This is a genomic window from Halobacillus locisalis (assembly GCF_013694105.1).
GTDB lineage: Bacteria > Bacillota > Bacilli > Bacillales > Halobacillaceae > Halobacillus > Halobacillus locisalis.
In genome coordinates, this window is record NZ_JACEFG010000002.1 from 661,205 (window position 1) to 673,862 (window position 12,658).

A 12,658-nucleotide genomic window follows, 5' to 3' on the forward strand; every position below is an offset into this window, starting at 1 on the left:
CTTCGTTCCTGATTCGTTCCGTTACTGAAGAATTGGAGGCGGGTTCGTGGAAACGACTCGCTTTCCGTGGGCGTGCGCTGAGCCTCCTCAGGCTGTCGCCTCCCGGGGTCTCACCCGTCACTTCAATCCCACAGGAGTCTCGCCGTTTCCACGAACCCTCAACCTAATGAAAGTGAACGGAACCTGTTATTTCATGGGTCATGACCCCCTGCGCGTTGATGCTTTAGTGGGGTGGGGGTCAGGCACCGCTGTTTCTATTTTTCGAATCGCTCTTTCAAAATCTCTACATTACGTAAGGCTTCGTCTCGCAATTGTGCTTGGGCTTTTTCTAGTCCAACAGACAACTCGTCCTTTTGATCAATCACAGCTAGAGCCGAATCTTTCAATCCCGCAGCGGTGAAGTCTTCGAGGACGGTGGAGTAGTCCCACATGCCGGTCATTTTCGCTAAGTTCTCGACCTTTTTATCATAGCTGATCGCACAGAATGGCGTCCCCATGATGGAAGAGAAGATGAGCGAGTGGAGGCGCATGCCGATGACCATGTCGCAATGCTTCATGAACTGCAAGTACTGGTTCGGTGTGAAATCTTTGCCAAGCAGCTTCGTCTCAGAACCGTGCTTCATCATGTCTCGTACTTCGATCGAAACCGTTTCGTCATGATGACCTTCCATCGGTACAAACACGGGTGTTACACCGCGTGCTTCAATCAGCTCATCCAATAGCTTGGCCATTTCTTCCTTATAACGCTGCGAACCGAACCAAGGACGGACGCTGACGCCGATCAGTTTTTCATCACCTGTTACATCGAGAGACTGAATCGCTGTATCGTCGTCTTTCGGTTGGTAACCGAACACGATATCCGCCGTCACTTCACCAGCCGGACGCTTGACGCCGAGCTTACGCAGCAAATCAAGTGAATACTGATCTCGTACCGTGACGAAATCCGCCATGTTGGCGAAGACTTTCATTAAGAACTTCCCGTATTTCGTGTTCACAGGACCGATCCCTTGCGAGAAGAACATCACTTTCGTCCCGACAAGCTTCGCGAGGAACACAATCAATAAATAGTAGGGAAGCGGACCGAAGATGATGCGCGTCGGATATGTATCCTGCAGCAATCCACCGCCACCACTGACGAGAAGGTCGGCATCCTTCAAGGCGCGCACTTTCTCCTTGAACTGTTGACGCCATCCGCGGTACACACTTTTCACTCCATGTTTCTCAGCAGTCTCTTCAGGGGATAATGAGAAAACGGTAATCTCCGGATCATCGAGCTCGGAGCGTAAATTATCAATAATAGAATCAAGAATGGCTTCGTCCCCGGTATTCCCGAGTCCGTAAAAGCCAGAAACGACGATTTTCATGAACATCTTCCTTATCTATAAAAAATCATTCAGAATTCATCATAGCATTATTGATTTTAAAAAGGAATCCATCTTCAAGAACTGTATTATAAGTGTAAAATAACGCCGGAGAAAATTTTTCCTGTGAAAAGACCGTCATAAAAATGATGAAGTTGATGAATCATTATGGCATTTCACAAAACCGACAAAATGTGACAAGGCTTACACTAAACTTCTATATATAATACATGGATTTACCATTTGACTTATATTATAATGAAAACCGTCGAATTTAATTATAATCAGGATAAATGTTCCGTTATTTTGATTAATAGAAAGAGGTCCTGGGAATGACTCGCTTTCCGCGGGGAACGCTGAGCCTCCTCGGTCGTACCTCCCTGTGGGGTCTCACCTTGTTCCTTTTCCCGCAGGAGTCTCGCCATTCCCAGGACCTCTTAGCGAAATTTTTATATAACGGAACACGAGAAAATACATGCACGATCGTAGCAGACTAATGCTATGTAACTGAAAACCCCCCCCTATAAATGTTTATTATGCACTCATGTTAGGGGAGAAGTAGAAGTGCTTCATCTTAAGGGATGGGGAGAGCATCGGCGTTCGCCCGCGGAAAGCGAGCCTTTTCCCCAGTCCCGGAGCCAGAGAACCAATACTTAAACCATTTATCATACAAAAGAAAGTAGGATAACTATGAACAAGATTTGTGTCATCGGACTTGGATACATCGGACTCCCGACCTCCGGCATCTTCGCCCAAGCCGGATACGACGTCCACGGCGTAGACGTCAACCAAGACGTCGTCGATACACTCAACAAAGGCGAAATCCATATCGAAGAACCCGGCCTTCCAGACGTCATCAAGCAAGCCGTCGAAGCCGGTAAAATCATTACCGATACGAAACCGACCGAAGCGGACGTCTTCATCATCGCCGTTCCGACACCGGTCCACGAAGATCATACCGCCAACGTCACATACGTCGAACAAGCGACCGAAAGCATTCTGCCGTATGTGAAAAAAGGCGACACGATCATCGTCGAATCAACCATCCCACCGCGCACGATTTACGATAACGTCGCGCCGATTCTGACAAAAGCCGGCTGGGACCTTGAGAACAACGATCTCTACTTGTCCCACTGCCCGGAGCGCGTCATTCCAGGCAAAATCATGACCGAGCTGATCGACAACACACGTATTGTCGGAGGATACACAGAAGAAGCGGCAACAAAAGCCGCTGACGTGTACCGTAAAGTCGTCAAAGGTGAAATCCACCTGACGACAGCCCTGACCGCAGAGATGGCGAAACTGATGGAAAACACGTTCCGCGACGTCAACATCGCGCTTGCCAACGAACTGGCGAAAATCGCCGATAAACTCGACGTCAACGCACACGACGTCATCCATCTAGCCAATATGCACCCGCGTGTGAACTTGCATCACCCTGGCCCTGGCGTAGGTGGTCACTGTATTGCGGTCGATCCGTATTTCATCATTGAAAAAGCGAAAGACGTCACGCCACTTATGCAGGCGGCCCGCGAAATCAATGATTCCATGCCTGACTTTGTCGTCGAACAAGTCGACAAGCTGACCGAGAACATTTCCAACCCTAAAGTCGCGGTTCTAGGCCTGACGTACAAAGGCAATGTCGACGATGTCCGCGAAAGCCCGGCGATCGACATCGTTTTCCAGCTGACCAACAGCAACAAAGATTACGAAGTGTTCTGCCAGGATCCTTACGTGAAGGACAAGCAAGTGCCACTCAAACTGCACAGCTTAGAAGACGCACTCGAGAATGCCGACGTCGCACTCGTCCTTGCCGACCACAACCATTACAAAGAAATGGACACCGCGCTGTTTGCAGAATATATGAAAACACCGGTCGTGTTCGATACACGTAACTGCCTGCCAGAAGCGAAGGGTGAGACGATTATCTACCCGATCGGAAACTTAAGCGGACTGGAGCCGATCAAGCGATGAACAAAGAGACTTATCTTGGCGTCGACGTCGCTCCACTGACATACAAACAAGTCATTAAGGAAATCACGCAGCGCATCGATCAGAACGAGCAGTCTACGGTAATTGCTGTCAATCCGGAAAAAATCATGAAGAGTCAATCGGATGAAACGTTGCGGGGACTCATCAACGGGTCCACCTTCCAAATTCCGGACGGCGTCGGTGTGCTGCTCGCATCGAAACTGAAAGGCGGTCAGATCCACTCCCGCGTAACGGGTGTTGAAATGATGGGGTATCTGCTTCATTTGGCCGAACAAAAGAGCCTGCGCGTCTTTTTCTACGGTGCGAAAGAGGAAGTCGTCACAAAAGCGATCGAAAACATCCAGCACGACTATCCGAACATCATCGTCGCCGGATACGAAAACGGCTACGAACAGGACAACAACAAAATCATTACACATATCCAGGAATCCGAAGCGGACATGTTGTTCGTCGCCCTCGGCAGTCCTAAACAGGAACTTTGGATCCGCGACCATAAAGACCAACTGCCCGTGAAAGTGTTCCAAGGTGTCGGCGGAAGCTTCGATGTCTATGCCGGCAACGTCGAACGTGCCCCGGAATTCTTCCGCAACAACGGGCTAGAGTGGTTATATCGTCTCATCAAGGAACCGAAACGATTCAAACGCCAACTGGCATTACCGAAATTCCTATTTACGATTTTGAAATCCAAGTAAGGCTTGACCTCAAGTCAAGCCTTTTCTATTGTCAGGAATATATGTGAAGAGTTCACACGAAAAAGATTAACGGCGTCTATGCTTTAGATAGGGAGAGAGAATAATGAAAGTACTACATGTCATCTCCGGTGGGGAAACCGGAGGGTCGAAAAACCACGTCATTAGTTTGTTGTCTCAATTTCCAAAAGAAGACGTGATCCTCGTCTGCATGCAGAAAGGCGAACTGTACGAAGACGCTCTGAAGAACAACATCGACGTCCGCCTGCTTGAACAGAAGAGCCGTTACGATGTGCAGGCAGCCAAGAAACTGACGCAGATCATCAAAGAAGAAAACGCGGATATCGTCCACAGTCACGGCCCACGCGCCAACCTTTTCGCAGCCTTGATCAAACGTTCGTTTAAACGCCCGCTCGTGACGACGATGCACTCCGATCCGACGCTTGATTTCATGAAAGGCGGCATCAAAGGCAAAGTGTTCACGAAGCTGAACCTATGGACGTACAAACGAATGGATCATTTCTTCGCCGTATCGGAACGCTTTAAAAGCCACCTGATCCAGCTCGGTGTTCATTCCATCGATATCACGACCATTTACAATGGAATCGACTTCACACCAGCGACGAAACAGCGCACATTGACGCGCGCCGACCTCGGGCTAACGGAAGACGAGCTTGTCATCAGCATGGTCGCACGACTTCATCCAGTCAAAGGTCATAATTATGTGTTCGATGCGCTCAAGCAGCTGAACGATCCGAAAGTGAAAGTGTTACTCGTCGGAGACGGTCCATACAAACAAGACTTGATCAACCAAGTGAACAAGCTCGGTCTTGATGACGCCGTCCACTTCCTCGGATTCCGTAATGACATCAATGAACTATACCAAATCTCAGATCTCGGCATGCTGGCTTCATTAAGCGAAAGCTTCCCACTCGCTTTACTCGAAGCGGCTAAGGAGCATACTTCCGTCATTACGACAGAAGTCGGTGGTGTCGATCAGCTCGTCCCGAATCCGGGTTACGGCTGGATTGTCAGGCCGAAGAATTCCAATGAACTTGCCGGAGCGATAGAAGAAGCTGCTGAAATGAAGAAAACAACTCCTGATGAACTGAAAGCAAAAGGAGATCGACTATACAATCATGCAAGCGAAGCCTTTTCGCTCACCCAATTGGCTGCGTCTTATCGTGACACGTACGAACAGCTGATGAGTAACCACAGATAGAATCACGTAAGAGGAGCGTATGTATTATGATTCGAAACCATAGCTGGACGTTTTATATCGTCCTGCTACACTTGATCATCATCCCGTTAGTCCCATTAAAAGGGTATCTCGGCCCGATCCCGATTTCAGCTGAAATCTTCCTGATTCCACTCCTGACGGTCGTCGCCATAGTAGAATACCTAACGAAACGAATCGAACTGAACGAAACGAAAGCCAAATGGTTCGCGATTCTGTTTGCCGCCCATTTCGTCGCGATGGTCATCTCGCTCACTCAAGCGGTTGCCATTATGCCAGGCTTACTCGAAATGGCACGATACTTATCGTACGCGTTCTTGTTCTTGATCATTTTCAAAGTAAAATTCACACAAGGTGAATACAAAATATTCGGCCTCACGTTCATCAGCGTCATCGCCTTCATGGGACTTTACGGACTGTTCCAATTCGCGACCGACTACAATTTGAACAAAGCCGGACTATACGCCCTGACTGAAGCCTGGGGCCGCGTCCCATCCACGATGATCAACCCGAACTACTACGGTGGATTCGTCAACATCATCATCCCGGGACTGTTGTTACTCGCCGTCGTGTATTTCAAAAACCGTTTAACACAAATCATCTTCTTTATCTTGTTCGGCGTGTTTGTACTAAACCAGATCCTGACATACACAAGATCCGCCTGGGTCATCATGGCACTGTCGATCATCATGGCAAGCTTGATGATGCCGAAAAGATTTTACAAAAACTTATTCAAAGTTCACATGATCATCGCAAGTGCGGTGCTCGTCCTCGTCATTTTCAGCATGCCGGATGTGCAAAACCGTTCGACATCCGCGATTTTTGTCGTTCAGTCGTTCCTGCCTTTTGAAATCATCAGCGAAGAAGGTCCGGTTTCAAGCAGTGACCCAGACGATGAAGATGATGGTGGGGGCAATGCCCAGGACTTAGAAGAAAACAAAGACACCACAAACCGTGCCGTTGTATCCAGAACAACACTCTGGAAAACAGGCTGGGTCATGTATAAGGAAAATCCAGTGCTTGGGCTAGGAATCGGAAACTACAATGAACGGTACAAAGAATACGTAACCAAATATCCTGAATTAAATGTCGGGCACGATTTGTATTCCGTCCATAATTCCTATTTAAAAGTCGCATCGGAAACTGGTACAATTGGAATTGTGAGTTTTTTGGCAATCTATCTATATTTTTACATTTATCTTGGTAAACAATATTTCAGGAACCGAGACAACCGCTTGAAACAAGTTCTATTATTAGGGCTTTTCATCGGAAGCGGAACGTACTTCGGACAGAATCTAGCAAACAATCTGATCTTCATCCCGCAGTTGAACATCATGTTTTGGATGATTTCAGCAATCATTCTCAGCTACGCCACAACACGCCAATTTAAGTCCTGACGGGGATATATGCCAAAATATTCATATCGAACCATTTCTGTTGTAAAAAAAAAGCAACAATGTTAGTTTAATAATTACGGAAATGCGGAATGTAATGTAGAGAAATGTTTCATTCCGTATTTTCATGTAACAGTTTTGTTACTGATTGTTACATTTTTGCTAAGCTTGTCATTTTACCGAAAAATTTGTTGAAATTGTTGGCACATTTGGTAGAATGAGAGGTGGAACTTTGATACATAGATTTAATGTTGGACATCTTTGACTACATACATCGACGAAAAAACTGAATCTATGAATCTTCAACTCTGTAAAGAAGATTCCCAGACTTTATTCTCAGAATTTTTATGCATCTCTGTGGATAATGATGGGTTTTCTTTAAATAAAAAAACATGTGCTCTTAAGTACATAAAAGGGAGGAAATAGGTTAATGGCAAAACAACCTAAGTCTTTAAACAAGATTCTTGTAACATCTGCTGGTGCTGCTGTAGTAGCTGGTGCTCTAGCTCCTGCTGCTGTAAGTGCTGAAGCTGCAGACAATTTCACAGACGTTTCTGCAGAAACTCGTCACTACGTAGCGATCAACGCTCTTTCTAACATGGATATCATTAGTGGTTTCCCTGATGATACATTCCGTCCTGAAGCATCTCTTAAGCGTGTAGACGCTGCTAAGATGATTTTCGGCGCAGCTGAACTATCATTCGACGGTGAAGTAGATTATGACTTCACAGACGTACCAGAGCGTGCTGAAGAGTACGTTGATGCACTTGTAGAAGAAGGTGTAATCGATGGTTTCTCTGATACTCAATTCGGTCCACAAGAGAACCTAACTCGTGAGCAGATGGCTAAAATGATCGTTGAAGCATTCGGTTTTGACGTAGCAGTTGCTGTTGAATCTACCTTCACTGATCGCGGTCAAACTATTCTTTACCCTTATATCGACGTAGTAGCTGATCTTGAAATTGCTAGCGGTTACGAAGACGGTTCGTTTGGTGTAGGTGACGAAATCAAGCGTGGCGACTTCGCTGCAATGCTTTATGCTGCAATGAACGTTGGTTCTGGTGATATGACTGTAGAAGCTCTTGGCGGAACAGTAGTTTCAACACCACTAGGTACTCTAGCTGTAGAAGTACCAGTTGATGCACTTGAAGGAGCAACTGCTGAAACAGAAGTTACTCTAAACGTTGATGGTGAAGAGTTCACATTCACATACCGTGAAGACCGTGGAACTTTCCAAATCAACAACCTTAACGGATTCACTGAAGAAGAGCTTATGGCTGCTACAGTTGAATTCGATGTTGAAGGCGATGGCGGCAATGATGATCAGCCAATGAACTTCGGTATGGTAAGTGATATTGATGGTGCTGATGCTATCATTACTCCACTTGGAACAGGCGCTATTGAAGTACCAGTTGCTTCACTTGAAGGTACTGATTCTGAATCTACTGTAGTTGCTGAAATCGATGGCGAAGAATTCGAACTTGGATACCGCGCTGATCGTGAGTCGTTCCAAAACAACTCATTCAGTGGTTACACTGAAGAAGAACTATTAAGTGCTAACATCTGGGTGAAATAAGTAAAGATAGGTGATCATGATGAATAATCGTAAATTACTGGTTGCTTCTGTACTTTCACTCTCAGCTACAGCCGTTGTTGTAGCGCCTACTTTCACAGAAGCCGCTGCGACAATTGATTCCGTAGCACTTAATGATGGTAGTACAACGTTCACAGTGACATTCACTGAGTACTCTGATGCGTACTTGGATGGTTCTGGCGACTTATACAATCTACTAACTGGTGGAAGTGTAAGCGTTGAATCGATTGGTGTTGCTAGCGGTGTACACGTTGACTACAACAGCTATGTCGATGCTCTATTTGATGCATCTGACGATGAGGCTCCACTCGATGTACTTGAACAGGCTTCCCAAGATGACAGCAATGTCGTTGCTGACTCCGACGTTGAAGCTTATCAAACTATTCAAGGATTTGACGAAGACGGAAACCCACTCTTTGATGATGTGGTAGTACCAGAAGTCATTTCTATTGACTAAATATTATTTATTTAAAATTAGGGAGGAAACAATCATTATGAAAAAGAACACTCCATTAAAAGTTATGACTGCCTCTGCAATCGCAGCGACTATCGCAGTTCCAGCTGTTGCTTCATCTGTTTCCGCAGCAGAAGTTAACATTGAAACTGTTGCAATCGAAATGGACGGTCAGGTATATGTTGTAACTTACACTGAATTCACTGATGCTTACCTTGACGGCGAAGGTGAAGTATATGACCTAGCTACTGAAGGTGATATCGTATCATTCAGCACGGACGGCGAAAGCTACATCAGCTACGAAGCACTTGTAGACGCTCTATTCGACGCTGACGAAAATCAAGATACAGCTGACGTTATTGCTGAGCTTGAAGAAGATGAAGATGCAATGGTTCCAGCTGATGTAGTTGCAGACTACGTTATGTTCGGTAAAGAAGCTATGGTTGAATCAGTAAGTGCGAATACTGATTTAACTACAGAAGTAACAACTGTAGAAGGTATGGTTTCCAACCTTGAAGCTCTTGAGCTTGAAGAAGGCGAAACTGCAACTGTAACAGTTTCCGTTTTCGCTAATGGTGATACTTCAGTTGACCCTGCTGTAGTAAACGAGGAAGTTGAAGTTGATGCAGACGGAATGTTCTCAACTACATTCACTGGTCTTCCAGAAGGTGACCACGTTGTACGTGTATCTCTAAGTGAAGATGTTTCAACTGACGCTGAATTTTCAATCGACCTTACAGAGGTTACTACTGCAGTTGACGCTGTAAACAACGCAACTAACCAAGTTAATCTATTAACTGCTCTTGAAAATGATTTCTTTGAAAATGTTAATGCTGACTTGATTGCTGAGTATGATGCAGTTCTAGGTTCTGACAACGATGAACTAGAAACTGTTGCTGATGTGCAAATGGAAATCGATACAGTTAATGCAGTTAATGCAGTTAATACTGCTGATACTCAAGTAGAACTTCTAAACGCTCTTCAGGCTGGTCAAGAGCTAGGCGTATTCACAGACGTTCGTGAAGATTACATCGTCACTTACGCTGCAGATTTACTTGATGGAGACACTGAAACTCAAGACTCTATCCAAGATGTAATTGATGGAGCAGCAGAAGCAGTTGTCTCAGCTGCAGAAAGTGCACTAAACACTGCAGAAAGCAACCCATCTGATGCTAACATCGAAGCTGCTAGTGATGCTGTAGCTGAAGTTCCAGCAGATTTAGTTGATGAAGAAGGAGAGCTTATTCTTCCTAGCTTCGAAGAACGTCTAGCAGCAGTTAAAGTTGTAAATGCTGTACAAGCTGGAGATGGCTTCAGTCAGGTCCGCTTACTTGCAGCTCTAGAAGATAATAATTTCGAACGCGTTAATACTGACTTTATTTCTGATTATCAAACTGCCATTACGGCTGATGATCTAACTGTTGAAGACATTCAAGAGGAAATCGACACGGTTAACTTTAACGCAGCAGAAACTGCTGTAAATGCACTAACTGTAGATTCTTCTGCTGACGATTTTGCAGATGCTGAAGAGTTAATTTCTAATCTTGCTGCTGATGAAGAAGACGAGACTGCAGTCTCTGACTTAACAGCACAGTTTAACTTAACTGAAGCACTTGCAGAAGCTGCTTCTGTAGATGGAAATTCTTCAAACTCAGATATCATCTCAGCACTAACTTCTCTATCTGAATTAACAGAAGACTTTGATGTAGATACTGTTACTGATAGTCAACTTAACCAGATTGCCGTAGAAATTGACGGTGCGACTATTACTTCTGCTGCTGATATTCAAACTATTGTAGAAACTGTTGCAGTTAATGAAGTCCTTGCACTAGATGCAAATAGCACAGAAGCAGAAATCAGCGAAGCTCTTAATGCACTTGCACAAGCTTCAGAAGATTTCGATGAAGATTCTATCAATTCTGGACTTCTTGAAGAGTATGTTACTCAGTTCGGAAATGATAATCCTTCAGATGCAGCTGGAATCCAGACATCTGTTGATACAGCTAATAACACAGCCGCAGCAGCACCATTAGCTGTAATTAGCTCTGATGATGGTAGTGGCAATATCAATGCTACTGATGAAGAATTACTAGAAGCTCTTCAATCTCCTTTCATTGACCTTAAAGGTGTAAATGAAGACCTATTTACAGACTACAAAGCTGCATTAAATGCACTTGGTTCTGTTGACAGAGATGAAGTATCTGAAGTTCAAGCTGTAATTACTGATGTTAACAACCTTAACTCTGTTAATACAGCAACAACTGCTACAGAAATGCGTACAGCGCTAAACAAGGTAGCTGTGGAGAATGATGTGAATGCTTACATCAACCTAGGATCAGCTGCTAAACTAGAAGTAGCTGGCGTTGTTTTAAGTGACAGAGCAGATGAAACTGATGCAGAGTTCGCTACTACTGCTGATGTAACTACTGCTGTTACTACTGAAATTAGTGCTAGAGATACGTTATTCACAAGTGCAACTGGCGTTAACATGGGTACTATCAGCCAAGTACGTACTGCACTTGTAAATTATGGTTTGGATTCCTTCACAGACCTAAGCGCATCTCAACAAGTAGAAGTTGCTGAATATATTGTAGATAACCGCCCAGAGGTTACTACTAACGAAGCTGGTGACACTTACGTGTCTGGTGGTTACACTACAATCACTGGCCTTGAAACTGCAATCGAAGGTGCACTAGCTCAATAATACTTTTTCATAGATATTATTCAAGAAGCCAGCCATTATGGCTGGCTTCTTCCATTACATATAGAAATTTATAATAGGAGTGAGTAAGTATGCTAACACTACTAACAACTAAAGGAAGTATTGCAACTGAGGAAGAAATGATTCTGGCCCTCCCAGAAGAAGTGTATATTACTACTACTCCATATATAACTAAAGACACCTTATTTCATAACATATCGAGTAAGCTTGATTTATTAGAATCAAATTCTGATCTAACGTTAGATGACATTTCAGCGGTACAAGAAATGATGAACGATTTACCTGCTAAGTCGGAGGAATATTTCGAATGCCGATTCAGAGTTCGTTCACTTAAAAAGACAATGAAAAGCAATAAATCCTCTACTAGAACAAATAAAAATGCAGAAAATATTCAAACAGAGTCAATTGAAAGTTTTCTAATCAATGAAGGAGTTCATTCCTTTATTAACTTGGGTGCTAAGGGTAGGGAATGGGTAGCATCTAGATTAAAGTATGAAAATGTTGATGAACTTAAACAAGATGACTATAAGAACGAGTTGGAGTTTAAGATGTCTCTATTGAATGATTACATCGATGAGTTTAAAAAATCTTCTGATTCTGTTGATTTGATTAATATCATGAAAGAGTTGAAAGTTAATATTACGGAAGATGAAGAAGTCTTGCATCTGACGTTGGATAAATGGATCAATCAGCCAAAGGAAAGTGTTCATACTCTTACCCAAGTAGACCAGACACTTAAGAAGCTAAAAAAACAAGTTTATCAAGACGGAATCACCAAGACTACTATTACTGAACAAGTTTATTTAGAAGTGAAATAGTACTTGAGAGTAGATTTTCTAAAAGAATCAGAGCATTGAATGAGGCAGAAATAGTCTGATATAGGCTGATCCTGTCTCTTTTTGTATTTCGGTGCCTGCCCCCACTTTGATATTAAGATAAAGAATCGAATATAGAAAGGAAGTCTTGTTTGAGAGGAAACTCTCGGACGGGACTTTTCTCGTTCAAGAGTCATATCCGTTTGATGAGAGGACTAAATTTTATGGTGAGAACTTTGAAATGGGTGTTGTTTATACTCATAGAATTAGTATAAAGATTGTGAGCGTTTCTAAGTAGAGTATTATAAACTGTAGGAAGAAATATGCTGCAGGGAAGGTGGGATTGGTTGAAAGAAATAAGGAAGGCTTACGTTAAACTGAATATTTTGATGGGGATTAC

The 12,658-nt window shown here is 44.0% G+C and carries 9 protein-coding genes; 8 read left to right on the plus strand and 1 reads right to left on the minus strand.

Annotation, left to right across the window (positions count from 1 at the left end; genetic code table 11):
- Positions 1 to 254: 254 nt before the first annotated feature.
- Positions 255 to 1,364: a polysaccharide pyruvyl transferase CsaB gene (gene csaB / locus H0266_RS10430; protein ID WP_181472333.1), complete on the minus strand. Its 1,110-nt coding sequence runs from the start codon at positions 1,362 to 1,364 to the stop codon at positions 255 to 257.
- 687 nt (positions 1,365 to 2,051) lie between these two features.
- On the opposite strand from csaB, the gene H0266_RS10435 reads away from it, so the two are divergent.
- The 8 genes from H0266_RS10435 (at position 2,052) to H0266_RS10470 (ending at position 12,261) form a co-directional block, all read left to right on the plus strand.
- Positions 2,052 to 3,335 (plus strand): nucleotide sugar dehydrogenase, encoded by a 1,284-nt coding sequence (locus H0266_RS10435; RefSeq protein WP_181472334.1) that lies wholly within the window; start codon positions 2,052 to 2,054, stop codon positions 3,333 to 3,335.
- Positions 3,332 to 4,045, plus strand: coding sequence for a WecB/TagA/CpsF family glycosyltransferase (locus H0266_RS10440; protein WP_181472335.1), 714 nt, complete (start codon positions 3,332 to 3,334; stop codon positions 4,043 to 4,045). Before H0266_RS10435 ends, H0266_RS10440 begins: the two co-directional genes overlap by 4 nt.
- 103 nt (positions 4,046 to 4,148) lie before the next feature.
- Positions 4,149 to 5,264, plus strand: a complete 1,116-nt coding sequence (locus H0266_RS10445; RefSeq protein WP_181472336.1) for a glycosyltransferase family 4 protein — start codon at positions 4,149 to 4,151, stop codon at positions 5,262 to 5,264.
- 26 nt (positions 5,265 to 5,290) lie between these two features.
- Positions 5,291 to 6,676: an O-antigen ligase family protein gene (locus H0266_RS10450; protein ID WP_181472337.1), complete on the plus strand. Its 1,386-nt coding sequence runs from the start codon at positions 5,291 to 5,293 to the stop codon at positions 6,674 to 6,676.
- Positions 6,677 to 7,103: 427 nt separating this feature from the next.
- The gene (locus H0266_RS10455) at positions 7,104 to 8,249 is read left to right on the plus strand and encodes an S-layer homology domain-containing protein (protein ID WP_181472338.1); all 1,146 of its coding nucleotides are present in this window, start codon (positions 7,104 to 7,106) and stop codon (positions 8,247 to 8,249) included.
- A gap of 19 nt (positions 8,250 to 8,268) precedes the next feature.
- Positions 8,269 to 8,724 (plus strand): hypothetical protein, encoded by a 456-nt coding sequence (locus H0266_RS10460; RefSeq protein ID WP_181472339.1) that lies wholly within the window; start codon positions 8,269 to 8,271, stop codon positions 8,722 to 8,724.
- Positions 8,725 to 8,761: 37 nt separating this feature from the next.
- On the plus strand, positions 8,762 to 11,425 hold the full coding sequence (locus tag H0266_RS10465; protein WP_181472340.1) for a hypothetical protein: 2,664 nt from the start codon (positions 8,762 to 8,764) through the stop codon (positions 11,423 to 11,425).
- An 89-nt stretch (positions 11,426 to 11,514) separates the two neighbouring features.
- Positions 11,515 to 12,261, plus strand: coding sequence for a hypothetical protein (locus H0266_RS10470; protein WP_181472341.1), 747 nt, complete (start codon positions 11,515 to 11,517; stop codon positions 12,259 to 12,261).
- Positions 12,262 to 12,658 lie beyond the last annotated feature (397 nt).

Coding starts and splice junctions, on each gene's coding strand:
- csaB (WP_181472333.1), bottom strand. CDS start 1,364: ATGAAAATCGTCGTTTCTGGCTTTTACGGACTCGGGAATACCGGGGAC.
- H0266_RS10460 (WP_181472339.1), top strand. CDS start 8,269: ATGAATAATCGTAAATTACTGGTTGCTTCTGTACTTTCACTCTCAGCT.
- H0266_RS10435 (WP_181472334.1), top strand. CDS start 2,052: ATGAACAAGATTTGTGTCATCGGACTTGGATACATCGGACTCCCGACC.
- H0266_RS10450 (WP_181472337.1), top strand. CDS start 5,291: ATGATTCGAAACCATAGCTGGACGTTTTATATCGTCCTGCTACACTTG.
- H0266_RS10465 (WP_181472340.1), top strand. CDS start 8,762: ATGAAAAAGAACACTCCATTAAAAGTTATGACTGCCTCTGCAATCGCA.
- H0266_RS10455 (WP_181472338.1), top strand. CDS start 7,104: ATGGCAAAACAACCTAAGTCTTTAAACAAGATTCTTGTAACATCTGCT.
- H0266_RS10445 (WP_181472336.1), top strand. CDS start 4,149: ATGAAAGTACTACATGTCATCTCCGGTGGGGAAACCGGAGGGTCGAAA.
- H0266_RS10470 (WP_181472341.1), top strand. CDS start 11,515: ATGCTAACACTACTAACAACTAAAGGAAGTATTGCAACTGAGGAAGAA.
- H0266_RS10440 (WP_181472335.1), top strand. CDS start 3,332: ATGAACAAAGAGACTTATCTTGGCGTCGACGTCGCTCCACTGACATAC.